The sequence below is a fragment of the Streptacidiphilus rugosus AM-16 genome (genome assembly GCF_000744655.1).
Lineage (GTDB): Bacteria > Actinomycetota > Actinomycetes > Streptomycetales > Streptomycetaceae > Streptacidiphilus > Streptacidiphilus rugosus.
Window position 1 is genome coordinate 989835 of the sequence record NZ_JQMJ01000003.1, and the last position, 26675, is coordinate 1016509.

Genomic DNA, 26675 nt, shown 5'->3' on the forward strand with positions numbered 1-26675 from the left:
GGGCCCAGGCGGCTCCGGTGGCCCGGCCGCGCAGGTCCATCCTGGCCAGTGCCAGCAGTCCGGCGCCCAGGGGAACGTCGAGCAGGTCGCAGTCGCCCGGCAGGGGGACCGCGGCCTGCTTTGCCGTACTCGTGGACTGAGGCACAATCGGGACAACCGGTGGAGTGCTCTTCCGGTTACGGGTTCCCCCAGTCGCCCGCGGTCGTCCGTGAAATCGGCGGATTCCTCGGTGGGCGAACACCAGACGGAGTCGCTCCGGTATGGAACGGGCCGTCGCCGGGGTATGAATGCCCATGTGGGAAGCCGGATGCAGGCGCGCTGCGGCGTGTCGGCGGTGGCGTTCGCCGTCGGCGTAGCGATTCCAGGTGGATCTGCCTGGCCTGCGGGAACACCATCCCGGAGCATTCGGTTGGAGTCATTGTCGGCCGTCGCACGGTCCCCCACCAGCGGGTGTCGACGGTTGGAGTGAGGAGCTGTTCCGGCCCCCGGGACTAGCATGCGGTAGGACAGGGAGGGGATTCCCTCGTTGCCCCGACCGCTCTGAGGAGCGATTAACGATGTTCGAGAGGTTCACCGACCGCGCGCGGCGGGTTGTCGTCCTGGCTCAGGAAGAAGCCCGGATGCTCAACCACAACTACATCGGCACCGAGCACATCCTTCTGGGCCTGATCCACGAGGGTGAGGGTGTCGCCGCTAAGGCCCTGGAGAGCCTCGGGATCTCGCTCGAGGCGGTCCGCCAGCAGGTTGAGGAGATCATCGGACAGGGGCAGCAGGCCCCGTCCGGCCACATCCCCTTCACCCCCCGGGCGAAGAAGGTCCTGGAGCTGTCGCTCCGCGAGGCTCTTCAGCTGGGTCACAACTACATCGGCACGGAGCACATCCTGCTCGGCCTGATCCGCGAGGGCGAGGGCGTCGCCGCCCAGGTCCTGGTCAAGCTGGGCGCCGACCTGAACCGGGTGCGGCAGCAGGTCATCCAGCTGCTCTCCGGCTACCAGGGCGGCGGCAAGGAGTCCGCCACCGCCGGTGGTCCCGCCGAGGGCACTCCTTCGACCTCCCTGGTCCTGGACCAGTTCGGCCGCAACCTGACGCAGGCCGCCCGCGAGGCCAAGCTCGACCCGGTCATCGGGCGCGAGAAGGAGATCGAGCGGGTCATGCAGGTGCTGTCCCGCCGCACCAAGAACAACCCGGTCCTCATCGGCGAGCCCGGCGTCGGCAAGACCGCCGTCGTCGAGGGCCTGGCCCAGGCGATCGTCAAGGGCGAGGTGCCCGAGACGATCAAGGACAAGCAGCTCTACACGCTCGACCTGGGCGCGCTGGTGGCCGGCTCCCGCTACCGCGGTGACTTCGAGGAGCGCCTGAAGAAGGTGCTCAAGGAGATCCGCACCCGCGGCGACATCATCCTGTTCATCGACGAGATCCACACCCTGGTGGGTGCGGGCGCCGCCGAGGGCGCGATCGACGCCGCCTCGATCCTCAAGCCGATGCTGGCCCGTGGCGAGCTGCAGACCATCGGCGCCACCACGCTGGACGAGTACCGCAAGCACCTGGAGAAGGACGCGGCCCTGGAGCGCCGCTTCCAGCCGATCCAGGTCGCCGAGCCGTCGCTCGCCCACACCATCGAGATCCTCAAGGGTCTGCGCGACCGCTACGAGGCGCACCACCGCGTCTCCATCACGGACGCCGCGCTGGTCGCCGCCGCGACGCTGGCCGACCGCTACATCTCGGACCGCTTCCTGCCGGACAAGGCGATCGACCTGATCGACGAGGCCGGCTCCCGGATGCGCATCCGCCGGATGACGGCGCCGCCGGACCTCCGCGAGTTCGACGAGAAGATCGCGGACGTGCGGCGCGAGAAGGAGTCCGCGATCGACGCGCAGGACTTCGAGAAGGCGGCTTCGCTCCGTGACAACGAGAAGCAGCTGCTGACCGCGAAGGCCAAGCGCGAGAAGGAGTGGAAGGCCGGCGACATGGACGTCGTGGCCGAGGTCGACGAGGAGCTCATCGCCGAGGTCCTGGCGACCGCCACCGGCATCCCGGTCTTCAAGCTGACCGAGGAGGAGTCCTCGCGTCTGCTGCGCATGGAGGACGAGCTGCACAAGCGCGTCATCGGCCAGAAGGACGCCATCAAGGCGCTCTCCCAGGCCATCCGGCGCACGCGTGCGGGCCTCAAGGACCCGAAGCGTCCCGGCGGCTCCTTCATCTTCGCCGGCCCGTCCGGCGTCGGTAAGACGGAGCTGTCCAAGACGCTCGCCGAGTTCCTCTTCGGCGACGAGGACGCGCTGATCCAGCTCGACATGTCCGAGTTCAGCGAGAAGCACACGGTCTCGCGGCTGTTCGGCTCCCCGCCCGGCTACGTCGGGTACGAGGAGGGCGGCCAGCTGACGGAGAAGGTGCGCCGCAAGCCGTTCTCGGTCGTCCTCTTCGACGAGGTCGAGAAGGCCCACCCGGACATCTTCAACTCGCTGCTGCAGATCCTGGAGGACGGTCGCCTGACCGACTCCCAGGGCCGGGTCGTGGACTTCAAGAACACGGTCATCATCATGACCACCAACCTCGGCACCAGGGACATCTCCAAGGGCTTCAACCTGGGCTTCGCCGCCACCGGCGACATCCAGACCGGCTACGAGCGGATGAAGGCCAAGGTCGGCGAGGAGCTCAAGCAGCACTTCCGCCCCGAGTTCCTCAACCGTGTCGACGACATCGTGGTCTTCCACCAGCTCGGCGAGGACGAGATCATCCAGATCGTGGACCTCATGGCCGCGAAGGTGGACGAGCGCCTCAAGGACCGCGACATGGGTCTGGAGCTGCGTCCGGCCGCGAAGCAGCTGCTCGCCAAGCGCGGTTACGACCCGCTGCTGGGCGCGCGTCCGCTGCGTCGCACGATCCAGCGCGAGATCGAGGACACGCTGTCGGAGAAGATCCTCTTCGGCGAGCTGCGCTCCGGCCACATCGTCGTCGTGGACGTCGAGGGCGAGGGCAAGGACGCCAAGTTCACCTTCGTCGGCGCGGACAAGACCCCGGTCGTGGACGCCCCGCCGGTGACGGCGGGCCCGGACCTGACCAAGGGCTGACCAGCCCGAACCGTGTAGTCCACCCAAGGGCCGCCCCCGCGAAAGCGGGGGCGGCCCTTGGCGTCGGGCCATCGAACGCCACCTGATATCGTTCGCCCACTGCTGACACCGAGATCATCGGGCCCGGCCAGGGGGTCGGGCGACACCCAGGGGCGGGTTAGTGAAACCACATCACAGACGCACGCGTTCGAAAGCATGGATCGGCGCGACCGCGGCCCTCGCGGCCTCCGCGCTGGTCTACGGGGCGATAGCCGAGGCGTCCTCCTCGTCCTCCTCCGCGCCGACCGCGGCGGGCACGAGCGTGACGCCGGTCCGGCTGGGCAGCACGCTGCAGGGTCAGTTCGCCGCCGCCGCCCGCGAGTTCCACGTCCCCACGCGGGTGCTCCTGGCGCTCTCCTACCAGCAGTCGCTCTGGGACACCCACGAAGGCCTGCCGAGCACCACCGGCAACTACAACGTGATGGGCCTGACCCAGGTCAGCGCCGCCGATCTGGCGCCGACGGCGGCCGGCGAGGTCGAGAGCGGCGGCTCGGACGACCCGGCGATCGTGCGGCACGCCGCGGCTGCGAAGTCGAAGGCGAAGAAGCAGGCCCCGGCGGTCGACGCCTCGGCTCCCGGCTTCCACACGCTGGACGCCGCCGCGAAGCTGATCGGCGAGCCCGCCTCCGCGCTGAAGTCCGACGCGCGCCAGAACATCCGCGGCGGGGCGGCGCTGCTGGCCTCGTACGAGAAGAAGCTGAACGGCTCGCTCCCCGCCGACCCGGGCCAGTGGTACCGGGCCGTCGCGCAGTTCGCCCACGCGGACGACGCCGCCACCGCGAAGGAGTTCGCCGACCGCGTCTACACGGTGATGCGCACCGGCGCGCGCCGCACGACCGCGGAGCAGCAGGCGGTGTCCCTGTCGGCCGACCCCGGCCTGAAGGTGACCGGCGCCGCCTCGGCGAGCACGCTGGCCGGCGCGGGAGTGGCGCCGAGGGCGCTCACGGTGACCCGCGCCGCGGCGGGGCCGTCGTTCAGCGCGGAGTGCCCGACCGGTCTCAGCTGCACCGTCGCGCCGGCCCTGTACAAGCAGGACTCCGCGGACATCACCGACTACGGCAACTACGCGCTCGCGGACCGCTCCGCGGCCGGCGGCGACATCACCTCGATCGTCATCCACGACGCCGAGGGCACCGTGGCGGGGGCGATCGCGCACTTCCAGGACCCCACCAGCTACGCCAGCTCCCACTACATCGTGGGCATGGACGGCTCGGTCGCCCAGATGGTGCCGACGGCGGACATGTCCTGGGACGCGGCCAACAAGACGTTCAACACGCACTCCGTCGGCGTGGAGCACGAGGGCTACGCGGCCAAGAGCGGTCAGTGGTACACGCCGTCGGAGTACCAGTCCTCGGCCAAGCTGGTCCGCTACCTGGCCACGCGCTTCAGCATCCCGCTCGACCGGCAGCACATCATCGGTCACGACGAGGTGCCCGGCATCAACGACTCGATGCTGCCGGCGCAGCACTGGGACCCGGGACCGTACTGGGACTGGAGCTACTACTTCAGCCTGCTGGGCGCCCCGCTGAGCGGCAACGACCAGGCTGTCGTCGGCGGCACCGTCACCATCGCGCCGCCGTACACGACCGCCAACCAGCCGGCGATGGTCGGCTGCGACGGCACCGGCACCGGCACGGCGGCCTGCCCGGCGCACCCGGCGAACTTCGTCTACCTGTACAAGGGGCCGGGCACCGGCTCCGGGCTGATCCAGGACGCGGACTACGCCGCCAACAACCGCACCGGCAGCACCGGCAAGACCTGGGCCGCCGACTGGACCGACAAGGCGGTCTACGGCGAGACCTTCGTCGTCGCCCAGATCTCCGGTGACTGGACCGCGATCTGGTACGGCGGGCAGAAGGCCTGGTTCTACAACCCGGGCGGCGCCAACGCCTATGCCAACAACAAGCCCGGCGCGCAGCTGGCCACCCCGGCCGCCGGCAGTGCCGTGCCGGTCTACGGTCGTGCCTTCCCGGATTCCAGCGCCTTCGGCACGAACACCGCGCTGGCGGCCAACGCGCCCATGGTTCCGCTGAGTTACTCGTTCTCTCCGGGGCAGAGCTACTTCGTGGCCGGAGCGCTCACCACGGGCGACTACTACGACTCGAACAACTACTACCCGGACTACACGAGTTGTGTGAACGGTGGTGGGTGCCAGTACTACAAGAGCTCGGTGCAGTACTACCCGATCTCGTTCAACCACCGTCTGGTGTTCGTCAAGTCGAGCGACGTCAAGCTGTCGGCCCCGGTGACCCCGGCCACCAGCACCTACGTGCCGGTGACGCCGACGCGGCTGCTGGACACCCGGTACGGGATCGGGGCCGCCAAGGCCAAGGTCGGTCCCGGCGCGTCGATCGCGCTGAAGATCGCGGGCGCCACGGCCGGGGCGAGCACGGTGCCGAAGTCGGGCGTCACCGCCGTCGTGCTGAACGTCACCGAGACCGGCGCCACCCAGAGCGGCTTCGTCTCGGTCTACCCGGACGGCACGCCGCTGCCCAACGCGTCGAACCTCAACTTCACGACCGGCCAGACCGTCCCCAACCTGGTGACGGTCCCGCTGGGCGCGGACGGCTCGGTGCGGCTCTACAACCGGGCGGGCAGCGTCCACCTGATCGCCGACATCAGCGGCTACTACGTCAGCGGACCGAGCGGCGCGCACTTCGTCGGCTCCGGGCCGACCCGGGTGATGGACAGCCGCACCGGCAAGGGCGTCCGCACCGGCCCGGTCGGTCAGGGCGGTTCGGTGGCGCTGCAGCTGTCGGGCGCCGGCGGCGTGATCTCCGACCCCGGCGTCACGGCCGTCGTGCTGAACGTCACGGTGACCTCGCCGACCGCCGCCAGCGACCTGATCGTCTACCCGAGCGGGCCGAGCAGGCCGACCGTCTCCAACCTGAACTACACGGCGAAGCAGACGATCTCCAACCTGGTGGTCGTCCCGGTCGGCGCGGACGGGAAGGTGATGTTCTACAACCAGTCCGGCACGGTCCAGGTCATCGCCGACCTGGCGGGGTACTTCACCACCGGCGGCGGCTCGGTCTTCCACACCGTCGCCCCGGCGCGGGTGATGGACACCCGGTACGGCACCGGCGTGCGCGCCGGCGTCGTCGGGGCCGGCGGCACGGTCAGCCTGCCGCTCGGTGCGACCCACGGGATCCCGCTCAACGCCACCGCCGTGGTGATGAACGTGACCGTGGCCGGGCCCACGGCGGGCGGCTTCGTGACGGTCTATCCGGACGGCAGGACGATGCCGGGGGTGTCGAACATCAACTTCGCCGCCGGCCAGACGCTGCCGAACCTGGTCGTGGTCCCCGTGGTCAACGGCCGGGTGGACTTCACCAACAAGTTCGGCAGCGTCAGCCTGATCGCCGACCTCACCGGCTTCTTCACCGCCGGCTGAGCGCGGGCGCTCCGCGCCGCAACGCACCGCAGGGCCCGGCTCCCGAGAGGGGAGCCGGGCCCTCGGTCATGTGAAGCGGTACCAGCGGAAGTTCTCCGAGGGCCGGATCCGCGGTGCGGGCGCGGGCACGGCGTTCGTCGGCACCTCCTTCATCCCCGTGTCGAAGCCGACGAGCAGGTCCGCGGGGAAGCCCTCGACCGCCCGGCCCGGCGCCCAGTCCACGCCGTAGAACCAGAGGCTGGTCAGCCCGGGGAAGAGCCGGGTGACGGCGGTCGGGCTGAAGAACCTGGGCTGCCGCAGCCGCAGCACCTCGACGTGGGGGAGCGGCGGTGCCAGGTCCACCAGCGGGTGGGAGTCGAAGGCCTCCAGATCCAGGGTGGTGATCCTGCGGTGCGCGCGCAGCAGCTCCCAGTCCTCGGGGAGCAGGTCGGAGGCCATCAGCCGCAGCGAGCTCAGCTTCGGCGCGCGCAGCACCTGCTCCAGTTCCAGACGCCGTCCGAAGGGGGCGGACGCGTTCGCGAAGCTCACGTGCTCCAGCTCGGTCATCCGCCCCAGCGGCGCCATCGAGGGGACGCCGGGGCAGCCGAGGACGATGACCCGCTCGATCGGCCGGTCCGCGAGCGGAGCCAGGTCGAAGGAGCCGGAGCAGTTGATGAGCAGCAGGTTGGTCAGCTCCGGTGCGTCGCGCACCAGGCCCAGGTCGACGGGGTTGGGGTTCTCGTGCAGACGCAGTTCGCGCAGCGGCTCGCGCGGCAGCAGGCGGATCACGTCGTCGGTCAGGTCGCCGGAGAACTCGATCCGCCGCACCGGCTCCTCGACCTGCGTGCACAGGAACTCGACCTCGGCCCGGCCGGTGGCGACCAGGCGCAGGTCCTTCGAGCGGTCCAGCCGGGCGATCACGGCGCGGCCGTAGTCCTGCGTGTCGAAGCGCTGCCACGCGTACGCCAACTGGGCGCGGACCTCCAGCATCGGGTGGTCCGCGTAGGCGGCGAGCAGCGGGAGGGCCCGCTCGGTCCCGATGAGCGAGGCGCAGACGACCACGCCGAGCGCCGTCGCGTCGTCCAGGCCCTCCGGGCCGGGCAGCAGCTCCAGGACCACGGGGCCGGCGATGGCGAGCGCTTTGCCCGCCTCGCGGCCCTGCGGCGGCACCAGGGCCTCCGAGGCCCGGGTCACCTCCTCGCGGACACCCGGGTCCAGCTCGACCGCCAGCTCCAGGCAGGCGGCGGCCAGCAGCCGCAGCCGGTGGGCGTGCTCGGGCTCGGCCTCCGCCCGGCGCAGGATGCCGGTCAGCAGGTCCGCGCGCTCCCTGCGGCGGCCGTGGCCGACGGCGAGGCGGAACACGTCCTCCCACTGGTCCTCGTGGGCGTGCTCGACCAGCAGCGGGAGGTCGCCCTCCTCGATCGCGGCGAGGGCGCCGAGGTAGTCCTGGAAGGTGCGGTGGACGAAGTCCACGGCGCCGGAGACCGGTTCGCGCAGCAGGCCGCAGCGGACCAGCAGGTGCCGCAGCACCCGCGGCGGGTCGGGCTCGATCTGCGGCATCTGCGGCAGCGCGCGCTCGATCCTGGCCAGCGCCTGATCGGTGGAGAGCTCGGACCGGCCGTTGCGGATCAGCCAGTAGGCGAGTTTCTGCAGCAGCGCCAGCTGCTGCGCCTCGGTCAGCCTGATGCCCTCGGACGCGGGGTCGACGCCGCGCTCCTCGTCCCTGCGGACCAGCAGCATCTCCAGCGCCGCGTCGTAGAGGGCCATCCTGCCGTTGGGCAGATGGCCGCGGCGGTCCGCGTTGAGGGCGCAGATCAGCGAGCACATCAGCGGGTTGGTGGCCAGCCGGCCGAGGTCCTGCTTGCGGCCGACCGCCTCGGTCAGCTGGGCGCGCCACAGGGACAGCTCCTCGCGCTGCTCGGCGACGGCCCCCACCGAGGCGGCACGGTGCCAGCGGTCGATGAAGGCGACGACGTCGCCGCGGCTCATCGGCAGCAGCTCCAGCTCGGAGAAGCCGAGTTCGGACAGCCACCCCTCGCGGACGGCGGAGGGGCGGGTGGTGACCAGGCAGCGGGAGTCGGGGTAGGCGGCGAGCAGTCCCCGCAGCCAGTCGTGGACGCGGCGGCGTTCGGTCTCCGGCACCTCGTCGATGCCGTCGATCAGCAGCAGCACGCGGCCCTCGGCCAGGCGGCGGCTCATCCAGCCCTCGGAGCCGGGGAAGCCGGCCAGCGGGTTGCCGGACGCCTTCAGGAACTCCTCCGGCCCGGGCAGGTCCCTGCCGGGCCTGGCGATGGCCCGCAGCCGCAGCAGCACCGGGATGCAGTCCTTGAACTGGCTCAGCTGGTCCGGCAGTTCGTCGCGGGCGGCCAGCGTGGTGAGCCACTGCAGCAGGGTGGTCTTGCCGGAGCCCGCGCCGCCGCGCAGCAGGATCCGGCTCTCCTGGGCTAGCGCGTCCTCGACCCGCTGTGAGGAGGGGGCCTCGGACTCCTCGTCGAGGCGGGGCCGTCCGCCGGTGAGCTCCAGGCTCAGATAGGCGACGTCGAGCTGCCAGGAGTCCCCGTCCTGGCCGGAGCGGGTGACGCCGTAGATCTTGACCTTGTCCCACTCCGCCGCGAGGTAGTCGCGCAGCCGGTCCTCGAAGGACTCGGCCTGCGGGGCGAGCGTGGTGCGGAGGAAGGTGACATTCCCCCGGTCGAAGATCTCGCAGACCTCGTCGTCCTCGACGAACTCCTGGCCGAGGGTGAGCTCCAGTCGGCTCTCGCCCCAGTGCGGCGGCACCGAACGCACCAGGCCCACCAGGCAGTTGTTCACGAAGACCGGCGCGCCGGACATGCCTGCCCAGGGGGAGGGGCTGCCCTGGTCTCCGACGGGCGGCTGATGGTCGCCGTCCAGCACCGGCCGCCCGTTCAGCAGGCCGCTGGCGGGCTTGAGGGTGCCGGTGAGCTGCTCGGTGTCGAGCTCCCCGCCGCCCGAGCGCTGCATCCGCGGATAGCCGACGGCGCCGGCGCCGGTCAGCGGGGACAGGCCCCGCAGGAACCCCCAGGTCAGGCGCTCGAAGCCGCGGAACACGGTCGCGGGCAGCAGCAGCGAGTCCGAGACCAGCAGGGCGGCGTCGCACCGCTCGTCGTGGCGCCGCCAGACGACCTTGCACGGGTAGGGCCCGCCGTGTCCGGGGATCGCGACGGAGGCCTCCTCCGCGTCGCCGACCACGTGGGCGGCGGTGAGCACCATCCACGGACTGAGCAGGTAGCCGCTGCCCTGGCCCTCGCCGAGGACGGCGGCCAGGCGTTCGGGTTGAGGATGGGTCACGGCGTCTGCGTCGGTCCGAAGTTGCCGGTCCTGGCCCGGTCGGGGTTGCTCACGTCCCACCGCGCGTTGCTGCCGCGGTGCTTGGGCGACAGGGTGACCGAGACCCGCTGGGTCTCGGTGCGGCCGCGAGCGGCCTCGTAGCCCGCGGCCAGGACCCAGGCCTTGACCCCGCCCTTCACCGTGCGGTCGTGGTTCAGCTGGACCTCGAACTCCAGGTGGATGTCCCCGACTTCGAAGGCGAGGTCGGAGTTCGTGCCGCGGGCCGCGGCGTCGACGAGCTGGGTGCGGATCGCCTCGATGGCGTCGGCGAGCTCGATGCGGTGGTCGTGGTCGTCCATGCCTCAATGATCCCCGAACCCGCGCCTCTCGAACGGGCTTTCGCGACCGTTGCTCAGGCCTCCGCGCCCTGGGCGATCGCCTCGGCGACCTCCTCCACCCGCGCGGCCTCCTCGGCGGCGAAGCGCTCCGCGTCGAGCTGCTCGGCGATCTCCTCGTCCTGCGCCATCAGCGCGTCCAGGTTCGAGTCGCCCATGTCGAAGACGCCCATGTCGAGGTAGGCCTGCTGCAGCTTCGGCCCCCACAGGCCGATGTCCTTGACGCAGGGCACGATCCGGGAGAACAGCAGCTTCCTGAAGAACTGCAGGTACTCGCTCTTCTCGCTCAGCTCCTCGGCCTCCTTGAGCGGGACGCCGAAGTCCTCCAGCACCTCCACGCCCCGGATCCGGTCCCGCATCAGGTAGCAGCCCTCGATCACGAACTCCTCGCGCTCGGCGAGCTCGGCCGAGGAAAGCTGGGCGTAGTAGTCCTTGAGCGCCATCCGACCGAAGGCCACGTGCCGGGCCTCGTCCTGCATGACGTAGGCGAGCAGCTGCTTGGGCAGCGGCTTGCTGGTGGTGTCCCGCAGCATGCCGAAGGCGGCGAGCGCGAGGCCCTCGATCAGGACCTGCATGCCCAGGTAGGGCATGTCCCAGCGGGAGTCGCGCAGCGTGTCGCCCAGCAGCGACTGGAGGTTGTCGTTGATCGGGTAGAGCATGCCGATCTTCTCGTGCAGGAAGCGCGAGTAGAGCTCGACATGGCGGGCCTCGTCCATGGTCTGGGTCGCCGAGTAGAACTTGGCGTCCATGTCCGGCACCGACTCGACGATGCGCGCGGCGCAGACCATGGCGCCCTGCTCGCCGTGCAGGAACTGGCTGAACTGCCAGGAGGCGTAGTGCCGGCGCAGGTCGGCACGGTTGGCCTCGCTCATCCTGTCCCAGTACGGCGTGCCGTAGAGGGTCATCGCCTCGTCAGGGACGCCGAGCGGGTCGTACGGGTCGACCTCGATCGACCAGTCGATCCGCTTGACCTGGTCCCACTGCTTGTCCTTGCCCTTCTGGTACAGGTTGAGCAGCCGCTCACGGCCCTCGTCGTACTCCCAGTTGAAGCGGGCCGCCCCGGAGGCGGGGACGGTCCAGAGGCCTTCGGCCGGTGGGGTGGTGTAGAGGTCGTGCGTCGGCATGGTGGGCTCCTTTGACGCCGAGTACGGGCCCGAAACGAGGGCCTGCCAGGAGCGTCACATGCGTTTACCAACCGGTCAACCACGGCTGGGGACAGCGCGGAGCCACCCGGATCCGGCGGATCCTTGTGGCCCCTGCGTATTGACAGTCAGTCGAATGAGCGCATGCGACCGGTCCGCCGGACGGTCCGTTGTCGGGCCGCGCGCCCGGTTTCCGGCTGGGTCGGGGTCTACCTGGTGGGAGGCGGCTCCGGCCCGGGGCGCGCCGCGGATACCGGGAGAGTCACGATGGGAAAACTCGTGGTCAGCCAGAACGTCACGCTCGACGGCGTCGTCGAGGATCCGAGCGGTGAGGGAGGGCTCAGGCACGGCGGCTGGTTCGTCCGGTTCATGGGCCAGGACTGGGAGGCGTGGGCGGAGCTCGAACTGGCCGAAGCGCAGGCCGCCGAGGCGCTGCTGATGGGTCGGCGAACCGACGAGTACTTCGGCGCGCGATCGTCGGTCATGAGCGGCGAGTGGTTGGACCGTTTGAACCGTCTGCCCAAGTACGTCGTGTCCGGGACGCTCAAGGAGCCCAAGTGGACGAACGCCACCGTCCTGGCGGGCGAGGTGGTCGCCGAGGTCTCGAACCTCAGGCAGCGGACAGCAGGCGAGATCGTCGTGTACGGCAGCCGTCCGCTGGTGCGCACGCTGATGGAACACGACCTGGTCGACGAGCTGCGCCTGACCGTCTTCCCGGTCGTGGTCGGCGCGGGCGAGCGCCTGTTCGGCGAGACCGACGACGAGCGACCCCTGCGCCTGATCCGCACGAGGACCGTGGGGAACGGCCTCGCCCACCTGACCTACGAGCGCGCCCGTGAGGTCCCCGGCCGGACGGCCGCCCGTCGCTGAAGCACGCCGTCCGCCGGAACAGGCACGGCCTCTGCTAGCGGGCGGGGTAGAGGGAGTAGCCGGGGAAGTTGCCGTAGAGCTTCTCCTCCGGGCCCTCAGGGCCGTAGGTGACGGCCTGGACCAGCAGGTCGCCGCCGACGAAGGCGCCCTTCCACGAGGCGCCGAGCCCGCCGAAGACCTCCTCGCGGTCGCCGCGCGAACGCGGCTTGTTGATGCCGACCTTGAAGGCCAGCAGGTCGGGCGCGACCCTGGCGGCGAACTCGGCGTCGTCCGTGGCGATGCTGGCGACCAGGGAGCCGTTGCCCGCGTTCATCCCCGCCAGCAGCTCCGCCTCGGTGTCGACCAGCACGATCGAGTCCAGCGGCCCGAAGGGCTCGCTGTGCTGGAGGGTCCAGCTGCGCGGCGGGCTCAGCAGCGCGGCCGGGGCGATGTACGCGCCGGTGTCCTGGCCGTCGAGGAAGACGCCGTCGGCGAGCGTGCCCCGGTGCAGCGGGACGGCGCGGCCGGCGACGGCCTCGTCGAAGTGGCGGTGCAGCTCCGCCGCCTTCGCCGCGTGGATGACCGGGCCGAAGTCCAGCTCGGGCAGCGGCGCGTCCGCTTCGGGCACCGCCAGCGGGTGCCCGAAGCGCAGGCTGCCGAGGACGCCCAGGTAGGTCTCAAGGAACTGGGGGAACATCCGCCGTTGGACCACGTAGCGGGGGTAGGCGGTGCAGCGCTGCTTGGCGTACTCGAAGCCCTTGCGCAGATGCGCGGCCAGCGTCGGCCAGTCGCTGAAGTCCCAGACGCCCCACGCGTTCAGGCCTTCCTGTTCCAGGAAGTGACGTCGGTTCAGGTCGGCCAGGGAGGTGGCCGCGCGGCGTCCGTTGGCGCGTCCGCCGACGAAGGCGAGCGCGCCGAGGCCCGGGGCGCGGATCAGCGCGTCGGCGATCTGGTTGCCCATGCCGGAGAGCAGCGTCACCGGCAGGCCCGCCCGGCGCATCAACGCGTGCGCCAGGGTGAGGCAGTGGAAGCCGCCCTGCGAGGGGGTCTTGGCGACCACCGCGTTCCCGGCCAGCAACTGCACCAGCTCCGCGTGGACCTGGACGCTCATCGGGTAGTTCCAGCTCGCGATGTTGGAGACCGGACCCGGCAGCGGAGTGCGCGGGCTCGTGCCGGCGACGCCGAGCTGCCGGTCGATCTCGTCGAGGTACCAGCGCACCCCGTCGAGGCAGCGGTCCACGTCGGCGCAGGCCAGCCGCCACGGCTTGCCGATCTCCCAGACCAGCAGCATCGCCAGCAGCTCGCGCTGCGCGGCCAGCGCGTCGACGGCGGCCGACACCCGCGCCCTGCGCTCGTCCAGCGGGGTCCTCGACCAGGCGGCGTGCTCGGCGATCGCGAACCGGACGGCGGCGTCGGCCTCTTGGATGCCGATGCGCGGCGGCCCGGGGATCGGACTGCCGTCGAGCGGCGTGGAGTGCTCGCCGGGGGCGCCGACGGCGTGCCAGTCGCCGCGGACCAGGTTGAGCAGGCGGTCGGGTGCGAAGGCCTCGGGCGCGGCGGCGAGACAGCGGGCGTAGGTGTCGCTCCAGGACGTTCCTGGCTTCAGGACGAGGGTCACGGCAGCTCCTGGGATACGGGCGAGAATGACCGGAGAGCGTGGCGTGGCCGCGTGACAGCGTGCTGTGCGGATGTTGCACAGGCCACCCACCGGACAGGCTCGCAGGACGCGCCGGAGGTTGGTACAGGCGTGCGCCCCGTGGTGACCTGTCTCACGTCCAGGCCCTCGGGGCGTTCGTCGGGAGCAGCGCTCGTCCCACCTGACGACGGTAACCGCGGATCAGCGGCTCCGCAGGTCAGGACGGCCAGGGGCGGGGGAGCGACGGGGGAGGGCCGGAGGGGCTCAGGCGTCGGCGGGGGTCTTGCCGATCCGGTCGGCCACGTCGAGCGCGATGCGCAGGGCCGCGTCGCGGCGGGCGGGCTCGTCCGGGAGCTCGGGCAGGTCGCGCACGTCCTGCTCGCAGTGGTGCGCGTCGGCCACGAAGGCGGCGACGTTGATGGTCATCAGGGCGACGGCGGCGCGGACCCGGTCCTCGAAGCTCGGGTTCGGCCCCTGCATCAGCCGGGTCAGCACGATCATCCGCTCCTTGAACGCGTTGCCGGCGTTCAGCTCGCGCAGGGTGGGCTGGTTCTCGTGGAAGAACCGCAGCATCGGCTGCCGGTCCGCCATGCCCTCGGCGAAGCGGCGCAGGATCTCGTCCCGCACCTCGGCGCTGTACTCCTGCTGCTCGCCCCAGGCGATGGCCTCCTCGATCGGCGCGGACATGCTGGCCACGATCCCGGCGAGGATGTCCTCCTTGGTGCGGAAGTGGTAGTACAACGCGGCTTTGGTGACGCCCAGACGGTCGGCGATCTCGCGCAGCGAGGTCTTCTCGTAGCCGTGCTCCACGAACAGCTCCAGGGCCACGTCGAGAATGCGTGCCCGGGTGTCGCCGCGGGGGGTCTGGGTGGTCATGGCTTCTTCTCGCTCCGCCTGTGGTGTGGTGCGCCCCGGAAGGCCGCACTGCCCCGTTCTCGGGATGAGCTTAGCGTGCTCCGATCAGGGTACTAGCCGGTCGTCAAGTAAGCGAGAGCGGGTGGGACCTCAACGCGGGAGCCGGTAGACGCCCGGCGCGACCGGCTCGACCAGTCCGTCGGCGACCAGCCCGTCCAGCGCCCTGGCCCGCTGGACGCCGTCCGGCCACACCGCGTCCAGCGTCGCCTGGGCGACGCTGTCCGGGGCGTCCCGCAGGACCGCCAGCAGCTTCCCGCGGACCTGGCGGTCCGTGCCCTCGTAGCTCTGCCCGCGCCGGGCCGGCCCCTCGTACGGCGGACTCCCCGCCAGCCGCCAGGCGCAGGACCGCTGCACGGGGCAGGCCCCGCACTCCGGGCTGCGCGCGGTGCAGACGAGTGCGCCGAGCTCCATCACGGCGACGGCCCAGGTGGCGGCGGTCTCCGGCAGCTCCGGCAGCAGCGCGGCGGCGGTGCGCCGCTCGGCGGCCGTGGTGGCGTTGGCCGGGTACTCCTGCCCGCTCACCGCCCGGGCGAAGACCCGTCGCACGTTCGTGTCCAGCACGGCGTGCCGCTGACGGAAGGCGAAGGACGCGACGGCGGCGGCGGTGTACTCGCCCACGCCCGGCAGCGCGAGCAGCGCGGCGTGGTCCTCGGGGACCTCGCCGCCGTGCCGCTCGGTGATGGCCACGGCCGCGCCGTGCAGCCGCAGTGCGCGGCGGGGGTACCCCAGCCGCCCCCACGCCCGGACGGCCTCGCCGGCAGGCTCCTCGGCCAACGCCTCCGGCGTCGGCCAACGGCGGATCCACTCCTCGTACACGGGGAGCACGCGTTTCACCGGGGTCTGCTGCAGCATGAACTCACTGACCATGACGCCCCACGGCGTCGCCCCCGCCTCCCGCCACGGCAGGCTCCGCGCGGCGACGGAGTACCAGGCGAGTATCGGCCGATGCAGTGCGTGTGCGGTATCCATGGCGCACCCGATCCTATCGGTGCGGCGCGCCGCCCGAGGGGCGCGAGGCTCCGCTGACGTCCGCCTCCGGCGCGTGCGTGCGGGCAGGTCGCCGAGGAGAGCCGGTTCCGACACCTCAGGGGCGCGAGGAACTGCGCGACAAGCCACCGGCGACCGGACGGTCCCCACTTGGACAGGGCCATCCGCACCGGGTGGTTGCTCGTGCAGTTCCTCGCGCCCCTGGGGGCGTGGGAACGGCCCGCCGGTGCCAAGCGCGCGTCAGAGCCGGAGGTTCAGGGTCTGGGTCAGCCAGTTGCGTTCGGCAGGGGTGTGGAAGGGGACGCCGCGGAGCGGGAGGCGGAGGGTGACGCGGGTGCCGTGGCCGCCGGGGGCGTCGGAGAGCGAGACGGTCCCGCCGTGCAACGCGGCCTGCTGGGCGACCAGCGTCATGCCGAGGCCGGAGCCGGGGCTGTTCGGGCCGCGGGTGAAGCGGTCGAAGACCGACGCGCGGAGGGCGGGCGGGATGCCGGGGCCCCGGTCGTCGACCGTCAGCAGCGCCGAGCCCTCCCGGCCGTCGGTGACCGTCAGCGAGACCGCCACCCGCGCGGGCTCGCCGGGCGCGTGCCCGTGCACCACCGCGTTCGTCAGCAGGTTCGTCACCAGGATCTTCAGGCCGGGTTCCCAGCCGCGCACGCGGACCCCGAAGCCGCCGGTCAGCGTCAGCGACGCGTCCGGCCGGGCGCGGGCCACCGACTGGACGCAGGAGTCGACCAGCTCGCCCAGGTCCAGGTCGGTGAAGGCCTCCTCCTCGACCAGGTCGCCGCGCGCCAGCGTCCGCAGCGCGGTCAGCAGCTCCAGCAGGCGCGCGTGCTCGCCGCGCAGATCGGAGACGACCTCCGCGCGTTCCTCGGCCGCCAGGCCGGGGTGCGCGGCGAGGATGTCGAGGTTGGTCTGCATGGACATCAGCGGCGTGCGCAGCTCGTGCGAGGCCGCGGAGGCGAACGCGCGGGCGGTCTCCAGTGCTTCGCCCGTTCGCGCCGCCTGCTGGTCGTAGCGGGCGAGCACCGTGCTCAGGGACGCCGCGAGCTCGTCGACCTCGGAGACGCCCGAGCGGCGGTGCCGGAAGTTCTCCGCGCCCTCGGCCGGGTCGAGCTCGGCCGCGCGGGCGCTGAGCGAGCGCAGCGAGCGGGTCGCCCGGCGGGCCAGCCCGAGCGTCAGCAGCCCGGCCAGCGGGGCCGCCAGCAGCGCGACCAGCAGCACCCGGCCGCGCACCGCGGCCTGCTGTGCGTGGTCCTGGCCGACCGGCGAGAAGACCCAGAGCGTTCCCGCCTGCCCGCCGGGCACCGCGACCGCGCGGCCGACCGCGCGGAAGCCCGCGACCGTCACCGCGCTGCCGGTCGGCTGCGGCAGCGCGACGCCGGCGGCCGGGCGCGGACCCCCGGAGATGACGTCCACGCCCTGGGCGTCGGTGACCTCCACGCCGGCGTTCAACGCCGCGTCGAGGACGCGGCGGCCCTGGTTCTGGACGACCTTCGGCCGGCCGGCCCGGTTCGCGGCCAGCTCCCGCTGCACGTCGGGGACGAGTGCCACGGACAGCGAGCGCAGCTGGGAGTCCTGCTGCTGCCGGATGTCGTGGTTGACCAGTCCGAGCAGCAGCGCGCCCGCGGCCAGCACCAGCAGCGGGACGGCCAGTGCGACCGTCAGCGCCAGTCGTGTGGAGAGTTTCATCTCCCTGCCCCGTCCGTCGGCTCCTTCGGCAGGCGCAGCACGAAGCCGACGCCCCGCACGGTGTGCAGCAGGCGCGGACGCCCGCCCTCCTCCAGCTTGCGGCGCAGATAGCTGACGAAGGTGTCCACGGCGTCGGTGCGCACGTCGAAGTCGTAGCCCCAGACGCGGTCCAGCAGCTGGTCCCGGGTCAGCACCAGGCCGGGGTTGCGCACGAACTGCTCCAGCAGCGCGAACTCGCGGCGGGTGAGCCGCAGCTCGGTGCTGTCGCGGAACGCCTGGCGGGTGGTCGGGTTCACCACCAGCGGGCCCGCCTGGAGCACCTCCGTCGGCGGGGGCGCGGTCCGGCGGCGCAGCAGCGCGTGCAGCCTGAGCACCAGCTCCTCCAGCGCGAAGGGCTTGATCAGGTAGTCGTCCGCCCCGGCCTGCAGCCCGGCGACCCGGTCGGCCAGCTCGTCGAGCGCCGAGAGCATCAGCACCGGGGTCTCGTCGCCCTCGGCGCGGATCCGGCGGCACACCTCGGTCCCGGTGAGACCCGGCATCGAGACGTCCAGGACCAGCACGTCAGGGGCGGCCGTGGCGACCAGGTCCAGGGCGGCCGCCCCGTCGGCGGCGAGCAGCACGGTGAAGCCGCTGAGCCGCAGCCCGCGCTCCAGGGAACGACGGATCGCCGCGTCGTCGTCGACGACCAGCACGCGTCCGGCCATAACGCCTCCAGCCCGAATGCCAGCCGAGTGGCCCAGTACTGACCGTCAGTCGGCTCAACAGGACGATGATCTGAAAGAAGAAGCGGCAGGTACGGCGGTGTTGCACAGAGCAGGGGTGGAACTCTCGTAAGGTTTGCTCGTGCCTTCTCTGCGCAATCCCGTCGGACCGCTGCCCGCGTCAATCTACTGGCGGCGTCGTCTCGTCGTGCTGGCGGCCCTCGCGAGCGCGGTGACGCTGGTGTCCGTGCTGGCGTTCGGGGGCGGTGGAGGCAAGCAGCCGACCGCCGGGGGCGTGAACACCCCGGCCGGCTCGATCACGCCGGGACCGACGGGCGGACACGGTTCGACCGGCTCCAACGACGGCGCGGTGGGCGGCTCGGGCAGCGCGACGCCGAGCGCCGGCACGCCGACGGGCTCGCCGACCGGTGAGCCGGTGGTGACCGGGCCGGGCGGCTCGGGCGGCGGCTCCGGTGGCTCCGGCGGCGCGACGGGCTCCACGAGCTCGACGGGATCCGGTTCCGGCGGGACGCTGGCGGCGAACCAGCCGGGCACGATGAACCTGCCCGCCTGCAACTCGGCCGACCTGGACCTGTCGCTCACCAGCACCGCGCAGACCTACACCTCCTCCGAGTTCCCCGCCTTCCACCTGGGGATCACCAACACCGGCGGCGGCGCCTGCCGGGTCGACCTCGGTGCGAAGTCGGCGGTCCTGACCGTCACCTCGGACACCGGCGCGCAGGTGTGGTCCTCCGGCGACTGCCCCAAGGACGCCTCGGCCCAGTGGTACGCCGTGCCCGCGGCCGGGGGTGGCCCGCTCAACGCCGTGTTCGGCTGGGGCCGGACGACCTCCAGGCCCGGCTGCACGCCCGGCAACGGCGGCAGCGCGGCGGCGGCGGGGACGTACGTGGCCCACATCGCCATCGGCGGCGTCTCGGCGCAGCCGCAGCACTGGTTCAAGCTGGCCCCCTTCGGGAGCTGACCGGCCGGGCGCTCGCCGCCTCCGCCGAACGGGTGAGTCGTCAGATAGTCCGGTATGTCCGGGCGGCGGCGATCGGGGCCAGCGCCGAAGCTGGTACGCATGGCGTCGAACAACGCAGTTCCCGCACGACCGGGCGAGCCGGCCGCAGCGCCCGACACGGCTGAGGCCCCCGGCCCGGCGCAGCTCAAGGCGGTGCTGCTCAGCCCCGGCTACCTCAAGCTGCTGGTGCTCGCCGCCCTGGTGGGGATCCCCGTCTCCCTGGTGGCCTTCGGCTTCGTCAGCCTGGAGCACCAGTTGCAGCACTGGGTCTGGGAGTCGTCGCCCGACGCACTCGGCTACTCCACCCCGCCCTGGTGGTGGCCGCTGCCGACCCTCACACTCGCCGGGCTGCTGATCGCGCCGGTGCTGATCCTGATGCCCGGCCACGGCGGCCACCTGCCGGTGCAGGGGATGGGCGGCCCGCCGCTGCCGCCGAAGGCGGTGCCGTCCGTCGTCTGCGCCGCCCTGATCGCGCTGCCGCTGGGCGCGGCGCTCGGCCCCGAGGCGCCGCTGATGGCGCTCGGCGGCGGGCTCGCCCTGCTGGCGGTCAGACGCCGGCAGCTGGACGCGAACCCCAAGCTCGGCGCGGTCGTGAGCGCGGCGGGCTCCTCGGCGGCGATCTCGACGATCTTCGGCAACCCGCTGGTCGCCGGCGTGATGATGCTGGAGGCCGCCGGTCTCGGCGGCCCGCAACTGCTGCTGCTGATCGTGCCCTGCCTGCTCGCCAGCGGCATCGGCGCGCTGGTCTTCACCGGCTTCGGCCACTGGACCGGCCTCGGCATCGGCGCGCTCTCGCTTCCCTCGGTCCCCAAGAGCGGCATCCCCGACGCCGCGGAGCTCCTGTGGACGCTGCCGGTGGCCGCGCTCATCGCGCTGGTCGTGGTCGGCGTGCAGGCGCTGGGCTGGCAGACCGCGGCGTTCGCGCGCCGCCGCGCGGGGCAGCCCACGGCCGTGCCGACGGCCCTGCGGACGCTCCTGTGCGCGGTCGCGGTCGGCGTCGCCATCGCCGCCTACGCGCTCTGCACCGGGCGTTCCCCCGAGGACGCGGCGCTCTCCGGTCAGATCACCCTGGCCCAGATCGCCGAGCAGCCGGCCTCCTGGGGCATCGGCACGCTGGTGCTGCTGGTCCTCTTCAAGGGCCTGGCCTGGGGGTTCAGCCTCGGTTCACTGCGCGGCGGACCGATCTTCCCCGCCCTGATGGTCGGGGCCGCCGCGGGGGTCGCCTGCGGTGGACTGCCCGGCCTCGGGATCCCGTCCGGCTTCGCGGTCGGCCTCGCCGCGGCGGGCACGGCGATCACCGGGCTTCCGGTGACGTCGACGCTGCTGGCGATGCTGCTGATCGGCGACAGCGTCGGAGAGGTGACCCCGCTGCTGATCGTCTCCTCGGTGGTGGCCTTCATCGTCTCGACGAAGTTCCGCTTCCGCCCGGAGACGGCGCGTCAGAGTAGCGGCCCGTCAGAGCCGGAGCGTCAGACGTAGCGCTCCAGGATCGACGACTCCGCCAGCCGCGACAGCCCCTCGCGGACCGAGCGGGCACGGGACTCGCCGACGCCCTCGACCGTCTGCAGATCGTCGATGCTCGCGGCCAGCAGTTTCTGCAGCCCGCCGAAGTGCTCGACCAGCCGCTCGATGACCGTGTTGGGCAGCCGGGGCACCTTCGCCAGCAGGCGGTAGCCGCGCGGGCTGACCGCCGAGTCCAGGGCCTCGGGCGTGCCGGGGTAGCCCAGCGCCTTGGCGACCGTCTGGATCTCCAGCAGCTCGGAGTGGGTCAGCGCCTCCAGGTCCGTCAGCACGTCCTGGACGGTGCGGCCGCGCTTGGCCGCGCGCTCGGGGAAGTAGTCCCTGGCGACCAGCTCGCGGTCCGGCTCGACGCCGGCGATCAGCTCGTCCAGCTGGAGCGAGAGCAGGCGGCCGTCGGTGCCCAGCTCGACCACGTACCCGGCGATCTCACTCGCGATCAGGCGGACCATCTCCTGCCGCTGCGCCACCGCGGCGACGTCACGGACCGTCACCAGGTCCTCGATCTCCAGGGCGGAGAGCGTGCCGGAGACCTCGTCCAGCCGGAGCTTGTAGCGCTCCAGCGTGGCCAGCGCCTGGTTGGCGCGGGAGAGGATCGCGGCCGAGTCCTCGATGACCCGGCGGGCGCCGTTGACGTAGAGGGCGATCAGCCGCATCGACTGGCTGACCGAGACGACCGGAAAGCCGGTCTGCTTGTTGACGCGCTCGGCGGTGCGGTGCCGGGTGCCCGTCTCCTCGGTGGGGATGTCCGCGTCCGGGACGAGCTGGACGCCGGCGCGCACGATCTTCGAGATGTCCTTGTCGATCACGACGGCGCCGTCGAGCTTGCACAGCTCGCGCAGGCGGGTCGCGGAGAACTCGACGTCGAGCACGAAACCGCCGGTGCAGAGCGCCTCGACCTGCTTGTCGAAGCCCACGACGATGAGCCCGCCGGTGCGGCCGCGCAGCACGCGTTCGAGGCCGTCACGCAGCGCGGTACCAGGGGCGACGGCACTGAGGGAGGCCCGGAGAAGGGCCTCCTCGCGGGAGGAGCGATCCGCCCGGTCGTTGGCTGCCACGGGGGCGACTCCTCCGGTGGGGTGCGGTGTGCGCATACGAGTTTACCGATGACCGCCCGTGCATGTGCCCGGATATCGCGCGTGCGGGCCCGGTTCGTGGTCGGAGGGAGGGCGTCGGCGCAGCTCGTGACTACTGGGGATCGATCTCCTCCCAGCCCTGCATCAGCTCGTCGGCGCTGTCGGGGATGTCGAGATAGTTCGGCACGGCGCGCTGCGCCTCGTCCGTCAGATCGACCCGGCCACGGCGGTTCTCGTCGCTGTCGGCGTCCCGCACCTGGCGCGGCGCGCGGCGACCCGAGGCGCCCTTGCGGTCGGGGTCGCGCCCGATCCGGCCCGGTCGGCCGGGGATCGCGGCCATCGCGTCGCCGATGGTGGTGACCTCTATCACGCGCATGCCCTTGGGGATCTTGCCGGGCTCCGGCGGCACCAGCGCGTGGGTGAAGCCCAGTCGCGCGGCCTCGGCCAGCCGCCGTTCCACGCCGGTGACCCGGCGCACCTCGCCCGCGAGCCCCACCTCGCCGATCGCGACGAGCTCCTGGGGCAACGGCGTGTCGGCCGCCGAGGAGGCCAGCGCGAGCGCGATCGCCAGGTCGGCGGCCGGCTCGGACAGCTTCACTCCGCCCACCGTGGCGGCGTAGATGTCCAGCTTGCCCATCCGGACGCCGCCGTGGCGCTCCAGCATGGCCAGGATCATCGCGATGCGCGGCGACTCGAGACCGGAGGTCGCCCGGCGCGGCGACGGGATCACCGAGTCCACCAGCAGCGCCTGCACCTCGGCGACCAGCGGTCGCCGGCCCTCCAGCGTGACCGTCAGGCAGGTGCCGGGCACCGGCACCGAACGCTTCGTCAGGAAGAGCCCGGAGGGGTCGGGCAGCCCGGTGATGCCGGAGTCGTGCAGCTCGAAGCAGCCGACCTCGTCGGTGGCGCCGTAGCGGTTCTTCACCCCGCGGATCAGCCGCAGCCTGGCGTGCCGGTCGCCCTCGAAGTGCAGCACGACGTCGACCAGGTGCTCCAGCAGACGGGGACCGGCGATCGCCCCCTCCTTGGTGACGTGGCCGACCAGCAGGGTGGACATCGCCCTGGTCTTGGACTCCCTGATCAGCGCGGCCGCGACCTCCCTGATCTGGGCCGGGCCGCCGGGCGCGCCGTCGAGATCGGCGGAGGCGATGGTCTGCACCGAGTCCAGGACCAGCAGGGACGGCCGGACCTGCTCGATGTGGCCGAGGACCGCGGCGAGGTCCGTCTCCGCGGCGAGGTACAGGTGCGGGGAGAGCGCGTTGATCCGGTCCGCGCGCAGCCGCACCTGGCTGGCCGACTCCTCCCCGGTGATGTAGAGCGTGCGCTGCTCCGGGCCGGCCGCCTTCGCCGCGACGTCGAGCAGCAGCGTGGACTTGCCGACGCCGGGCTCACCGGCGAGCAGCACGACGGCGCCGGGCACCAGACCGCCGCCGAGCACCCGGTCCAGCTCGTCGATGTTGGTCGGCCGCGAGGCGGCGACGGTGGCGTCCACCTGCCCGATCGGCCGCGCGGGCGCGGAGACCGGCCCCGCCGCCGTCGTCCGCACGGCCGGCCCCCCGGCCTCCTCCACCGTGCCCCAGGCGTTGCACTCGCCGCAGCGGCCGGTCCACTTGGGCGGCGTGAAGCCGCAGTTCGTGCACCGGTAGCTGGTGCGGGTCTTTGCACTGTTGCTTCGCGCGGCCATGCGGGAACGCTACCTCGCGCCACTGACAACGCCGAGAAGTTGCACAGTCCTCAGGGGCGCGGGGAACTGCGCGAGAAACCACCCTCGGCGGATGGCCCTGGGTGTTGAGGGCCATCTGCTCGTCAGTGGCTTGTCGCGCAGTTCCTCGCGCCTCTGGCGGGTGCAACCGGCTGTTCCGGGTCGGGTCACCCGAAAGTGTGGATGGGGGGCGCATCGGGGGAGGGGGTGGCGCGGCGTGTCTACCGTCGGTGGGGTGGACACTGTGCTGGACCAGTTAGCGGACGCCCTGTTCAGCTACAGCCTTTCCGTGCTGTGCGACCAGGACGAAGCCGTCGTCGCCGTACGGCAGACGCGGCGGCTCGCCGCGCGGCATCGGCGGCGCCTGCGGCGGCCGGAGCAGCAGCGGGCGTGGCTGTACGCGCTCGCGCGGTACGTCTGTCTGGTGCGGCTGGAGGCCAGGGGCCAGGGCGACGCGCCGCGACTCGTCCCGCAGGAGTCCGGCGCGGCGCGGTCGCGGCTCGCCCGGCTCGCCTGGCCGGAGGCGGCCGGGACGACGCCCGCGCAGCGCGAGGCGCTGGAGCTCGCCGGACGGCACGGGCTGGAGCCGGTGGAGATCGCCGCCGTGCTCGGCCTGCGGGCCGACGCCGCGTCCGTGCTGCTCTCGCAGGCGGTCTGCGAGGTCGAGCGCACCGCCGCCGCCCTCGCCGTACTCGTCGCCGACGCCTGCCCCGAGCTGCGGCGGCTCGGCCGGGGCCGGGGGCCCGTGCTCGGGCGGGCGCTGCGGGGAGAGCTGGTGCGGCATCTGGACGACTGCCCCACCTGCCGCGGGACGGCGGAGCGCGGCGCCGCGGAGGGCCCGTGGCCCGGCACCTTCCGCGCGCCGGGCTCGCTACCGCTGGTCCACCTCCCTCGCGCGGCGCTCCGCGCGGCCGCCGGGCGCGCGGAGCCGCCGCTGCCGGAGCCGCGCTTCGACCGGCGCGGCTTCCCGCAGCACCTGGCGCCGGAGGAGGAGCACGCGGCGCTGGTCAGGCATCGGGCGCTGATCGGCTCGGTGGCGGCGGCCGTCGTGGCGGTGCCTGCGGCGGCCATCTGGACGGTCCACAGTGCCGAGGGGCCGAGCGTCCCGGCGGCCCAGGTCACCTCCGTCCGGGTGGCGAACCCGCCGTCCACGCCGCCGGCTGCCACCCCGACCGGCGCCGACGCCTCGTCGACGGGTCTGCCGGCCGGGGCCGGCAGCGGCCACCTGGGCGAGAACGTCTCCTTCACCGGCGTTCCCTCCGCCGCGCCGACGCCGATACCGGTCACCTCCGACGGCGGGCCGCAGCCGCCGGTCGGCGTCCCTGTCGCCGGTCCCGGCGTGCTCACCGTGACCGCCACCCAGTCGGGCGCCCGGACGCTGATCACGCTGGCCAACTCCGGCGGCAGCCCGCTGCTCTGGACGGCGACGTCCCGTGCCCCCTGGCTGCGGCTCAGTCGCGACGGCGGCACCCTCGCGCCGGGCGCGCAGCTCACCGTGCTCGTCACCGTGGACGAGGCCGCGGCCCCGACCGACGCCTGGACGGCGCAGATTCTCTTCCGACCCTCGGGCAGCGTGGTCACCCTCTCCGGCAGCGGCTCCCGCCGCGGCATCCCGACGCCCACCCCCACGCCGACCCCGACCCGTACGTCGACGCCGACACCGACGGCCAGCCCCTCGCCGAGCGGGGGCGCCACGGCGAGCCCGACACCGAGTCCGACCGTCACGCCGTCCGACACGGCGTCAGGCTCCGCCGCTCCCACGGTCACGGCTCGATAACAGCTCCCCGGGCCGTGCAGCAGGCCCACCCCTCCCGTCGTCAGATCCGGGTGCAGGCCCAGCCGGGCGGCATGTCGACGTACGGGGGATGAGGATGGATGCGACCCGATGAGGCCGAGGAGTTCGCCGCGTTCGTGCGGGCGCGCTCGGCGGCCCTCTACCGCACGGCCCTGTTGCTCACCGGCAGCAGGGACACCGCGGACGACCTGGTCCAGTCGACGCTGGAGCGGGCCTGCCGCCACTGGCCCCGGGCCCGACGCGCCTCCTCGCCGGAGGCGTACGCCCGGCGGATCCTGGTCAACCTGGCCAACGACCGCCGGCGCGTTCTGCGCCGCCGTCCCGAGGTGCCGCTGACGGCCGACCGGGTCGACCTGGACGACCCCTACGGGCGGCTGGCCCAGCGCGACCAGTTGCTGCGCGGGCTCCAAGCGCTGCCCGTGCAGATGCGTACGGTGCTGGTGCTGCGCTACTTCGACGACCTGCCCGACGAGGGCATCGCGGAACTGATGGACGTCTCGCCCTCCACGGTCCGCTCCCAGGCCTCCCGCGCGCTGGCCAAACTGCGCGCGGCCGTCGGCCGACCCGAGACCGAGGAGGAGACCGGTCGTGCCCGCACCCACTGACGAGACAGCAGCCAGGTTCGAGAGGGAGTTGAGCCTCGCCATGACCGAGTTCGCCGAGCGCGCGCCCGTTCCGGACTACGACCCGCAGGCCTTCCTGCCCGCGCGGCACCGCGGTCGGCGCGGTCCGTGGGCGCTGGCGGCCTGTGCCGCGGTCGCGGCCACGGCGACCGTCGCGGCGCTGCTCTCCGGCGGCGGCGACGGCGCCACCCCGACGGTCGCCCCGACCGGGACGGTGTCGGCGTCCCCGTCGCCCTCGTCCTCGCCGACCGCCGCGGTGCCTCCGGCGCCGTCGAGCAGCGCGCCCGACCCCTACACCGCGCAGCGCTGGAACCTGCGGGCCCTGGTGGTCGCCGCCGAGCAGCAGGAGCACGCCGGACTCAGCGGCCGGGTCTCGCTCGCGGCCGTGGCGGCGCTCTTCACCGACAAGGCCGCCTTCGACGCCGCCTGGGGCCACGACGGTCTCGGGGTGACCTGCGGGGCCCTGGCCGACGGCGCCGTCAGCGTCGACGAGCACACGGTCCAGCTCTACCGGGGCACCACCGCGCTCCCCGCCGCGCCCACCGTCACCTTCGACCCGACGAGCAACAGGATCAGCGGCCTCCGGTGCGTGCCGGCCGCCCGCGGCACGGGCGACCCGGCCCTCTCCGGCTATCTGGGCCGGCTCGTCCAGGGCCGGGCGACGAGCAGCCACGCCATGGACGCCTGCCGCTCCGTCCGGCCGACCGTGTGGTTCGCCGACGACCCCGCCTCGGGGACGGTGGTCGTCGGCTGGAAGGTCGTCGTCGACGGGGGTTGGCCGCTGACGGTCGCCATGACCGACCAGGGCGCGGTCCAGCACGTCGACTGCCGCGCCGACGCCCCGTAGCGGCGGCG

At 72.7% G+C, this 26675-nt stretch carries 18 protein-coding genes; 8 read left to right on the forward strand and 10 right to left on the reverse strand.

The window, feature by feature from the left end; translation table 11 throughout:
- The first annotated feature begins 557 nt into the window (after positions 1–557).
- Together BS83_RS07940 and BS83_RS07945 are read left to right on the forward strand one after the other, a co-directional pair.
- Positions 558–3071: an ATP-dependent Clp protease ATP-binding subunit gene (locus BS83_RS07940; protein WP_037602204.1), complete on the forward strand. Its 2514-nt coding sequence runs from the start codon at positions 558–560 to the stop codon at positions 3069–3071.
- Between the two features lie 160 nt (positions 3072–3231).
- Positions 3232–6504, forward strand: coding sequence for an N-acetylmuramoyl-L-alanine amidase (locus BS83_RS07945; protein ID WP_157597015.1), 3273 nt, complete (start codon positions 3232–3234; stop codon positions 6502–6504).
- Positions 6505–6570: 66 nt separating this feature from the next.
- On the opposite strand, the gene BS83_RS41525 is transcribed toward BS83_RS07945, so the two are convergent.
- From BS83_RS41525 to BS83_RS07960, 3 genes are read right to left on the reverse strand one after another with little or no spacing between them, the layout of a single operon-like run.
- The gene (locus BS83_RS41525) at positions 6571–9792 is read right to left on the reverse strand and encodes a serine protease (RefSeq protein WP_051942769.1); all 3222 of its coding nucleotides are present in this window, start codon (positions 9790–9792) and stop codon (positions 6571–6573) included.
- Entirely contained in the window at positions 9789–10130 is a 342-nt protein-coding gene (locus BS83_RS07955) for a trypco2 family protein (protein ID WP_037602206.1), read from the reverse strand. Before BS83_RS07955 ends, BS83_RS41525 begins: the two co-directional genes overlap by 4 nt.
- A gap of 53 nt (positions 10131–10183) precedes the next feature.
- Positions 10184–11290, reverse strand: coding sequence for a ferritin-like domain-containing protein (locus BS83_RS07960; RefSeq protein ID WP_037602208.1), 1107 nt, complete (start codon positions 11288–11290; stop codon positions 10184–10186).
- A gap of 285 nt (positions 11291–11575) precedes the next feature.
- Here BS83_RS07960 and BS83_RS07965 point away from each other — a divergent pair, with 285 nt between their 5' ends.
- The gene (locus BS83_RS07965) at positions 11576–12178 is read left to right on the forward strand and encodes a dihydrofolate reductase family protein (protein ID WP_037602210.1); all 603 of its coding nucleotides are present in this window, start codon (positions 11576–11578) and stop codon (positions 12176–12178) included.
- A 34-nt stretch (positions 12179–12212) separates the two neighbouring features.
- Here the strand turns inward: BS83_RS07965 and BS83_RS07970 are convergent, their stop codons facing one another.
- The 5 genes from BS83_RS07970 to BS83_RS07990 form a co-directional block, all read right to left on the reverse strand.
- Positions 12213–13775, reverse strand: a complete 1563-nt coding sequence (locus tag BS83_RS07970) for an aldehyde dehydrogenase family protein (protein WP_037602212.1) — start codon at positions 13773–13775, stop codon at positions 12213–12215.
- Between the two features lie 282 nt (positions 13776–14057).
- Positions 14058–14669 carry a TetR/AcrR family transcriptional regulator gene (locus BS83_RS07975; RefSeq protein ID WP_037602214.1) on the reverse strand — a complete coding sequence of 204 codons (612 nt, stop codon included), beginning with the start codon at positions 14667–14669 and terminating at the stop codon, positions 14058–14060.
- 129 nt (positions 14670–14798) lie between these two features.
- The gene (locus BS83_RS07980; protein ID WP_037602216.1) at positions 14799–15677 is read right to left on the reverse strand and encodes an HhH-GPD family protein; all 879 of its coding nucleotides are present in this window, start codon (positions 15675–15677) and stop codon (positions 14799–14801) included.
- Positions 15678–15935: 258 nt separating this feature from the next.
- Positions 15936–17384: a sensor histidine kinase gene (locus BS83_RS07985; RefSeq protein WP_037602218.1), complete on the reverse strand. Its 1449-nt coding sequence runs from the start codon at positions 17382–17384 to the stop codon at positions 15936–15938.
- Positions 17381–18088, reverse strand: a complete 708-nt coding sequence (locus BS83_RS07990; RefSeq protein ID WP_037602219.1) for a response regulator transcription factor — start codon at positions 18086–18088, stop codon at positions 17381–17383. The genes BS83_RS07985 and BS83_RS07990 overlap by 4 nt, the downstream gene beginning before the upstream one ends.
- Before the next feature lie 139 nt (positions 18089–18227).
- Between BS83_RS07990 and BS83_RS07995 the strand changes: the two genes are divergently transcribed.
- Together BS83_RS07995 and BS83_RS08000 are read left to right on the forward strand one after the other, a co-directional pair.
- On the forward strand, positions 18228–19067 hold the full coding sequence (locus tag BS83_RS07995; RefSeq protein WP_051942770.1) for a hypothetical protein: 840 nt from the start codon (positions 18228–18230) through the stop codon (positions 19065–19067).
- A 99-nt stretch (positions 19068–19166) separates the two neighbouring features.
- Positions 19167–20585 carry a chloride channel protein gene (locus tag BS83_RS08000; protein ID WP_063774118.1) on the forward strand — a complete coding sequence of 473 codons (1419 nt, stop codon included), beginning with the start codon at positions 19167–19169 and terminating at the stop codon, positions 20583–20585.
- Here BS83_RS08000 and disA read toward each other — a convergent pair.
- Entirely contained in the window at positions 20576–21682 is a 1107-nt protein-coding gene (gene disA, locus BS83_RS08005; RefSeq protein WP_037602221.1) for a DNA integrity scanning diadenylate cyclase DisA, read from the reverse strand. The two genes, BS83_RS08000 and disA, sit on opposite strands and share 10 nt — an antisense overlap.
- A 130-nt stretch (positions 21683–21812) precedes the next feature.
- The gene (gene radA / locus BS83_RS08010) at positions 21813–23384 is read right to left on the reverse strand and encodes a DNA repair protein RadA (protein WP_084713207.1); all 1572 of its coding nucleotides are present in this window, start codon (positions 23382–23384) and stop codon (positions 21813–21815) included.
- A 253-nt stretch (positions 23385–23637) separates the two neighbouring features.
- Between radA and BS83_RS45215 the strand changes: the two genes are divergently transcribed.
- The 3 genes from BS83_RS45215 to BS83_RS08025 all read left to right on the forward strand — a co-directional run bounded on the left by BS83_RS45215 (position 23638) and on the right by BS83_RS08025 (position 26667).
- The gene (locus tag BS83_RS45215; protein WP_051942771.1) at positions 23638–25179 is read left to right on the forward strand and encodes a BACON domain-containing protein; all 1542 of its coding nucleotides are present in this window, start codon (positions 23638–23640) and stop codon (positions 25177–25179) included.
- A gap of 98 nt (positions 25180–25277) precedes the next feature.
- Positions 25278–25802 carry a SigE family RNA polymerase sigma factor gene (locus tag BS83_RS08020; protein ID WP_037602223.1) on the forward strand — a complete coding sequence of 175 codons (525 nt, stop codon included), beginning with the start codon at positions 25278–25280 and terminating at the stop codon, positions 25800–25802.
- Positions 25786–26667, forward strand: a complete 882-nt coding sequence (locus BS83_RS08025; protein ID WP_157597018.1) for a hypothetical protein — start codon at positions 25786–25788, stop codon at positions 26665–26667. The genes BS83_RS08020 and BS83_RS08025 overlap by 17 nt, the downstream gene beginning before the upstream one ends.
- Positions 26668–26675: the final 8 nt, after the last annotated feature.